This window comes from Pseudomonas sp. 2822-15, assembly GCF_002742515.1.
Lineage (GTDB): Bacteria > Pseudomonadota > Gammaproteobacteria > Pseudomonadales > Pseudomonadaceae > Aquipseudomonas > Aquipseudomonas salomonii.
In genome coordinates this window covers 1-680 of record NZ_LJRY01000139.1, presented here as the reverse complement: position 1 = coordinate 680, position 680 = coordinate 1, and the positions used below count along the sequence as shown (strand labels likewise).

Here is a 680-nt window from a genome sequence, read left to right as displayed (position 1 = left end):
GATCCGAAGGCAGCTGAAACAGCCATCACTGATTCGATCGACAACACCACGGTTTCGCTGAGTGCAGATAAAGCCTCGGTAGTTGAAGGCGGCGACATCACTTACACCGCGACCTTGACTAACAAGGCGCAGACCGACGTTACCGTGACGCTTTCGAATGGCCAGACGATCACCATCAAAGCCGGTGAGACCACAGGCTCGACTGTGTTCAACACCCCAGCCAACGACGTCTACAACAACGGTTCCACCGTCAGCACCACCATCGCGAAGACCGAAGGCGGTAACTTCGAGAACCTGGTTACCGATCCGAAAGCGGCCGTCACTTCGATTACCGATTCGATCGACAACACCACGGTTTCTCTGAGTGCTGATAAAGCCTCGGTAGTTGAAGGCGGTGACATCACTTACACCGCGACCTTGACTAACAAGGCGCAGACCGACGTCACCGTAACGTTGAGCAACGGCCAGACCATCACGATCAAGGCCGGTGAAACTGTCGGCTCGACCGTGTTTAACACTCCAGCCAATGACGTCTATAACAACGGTTCGACTGTCAGCACCACCATCGCGAAGACCGAAGGCGGCAACTTTGAGAATCTGGTTACCGATCCAAAAGCGGCCGTCACTTCGATTACCGACTCGATCGACAACACCACGGTTTCTCTGAGTGCTGATAAAGC

Annotated in this window: 1 protein-coding gene; it reads left to right on the top strand. The window is 54.3% G+C overall.

Translation table 11 applies throughout. The features are described 5' to 3' along the window. A partial coding sequence (locus tag AOA59_RS01300; protein WP_143522747.1) for an immunoglobulin-like domain-containing protein occupies window positions 1-680 on the top strand: 680 nt, incomplete at both ends.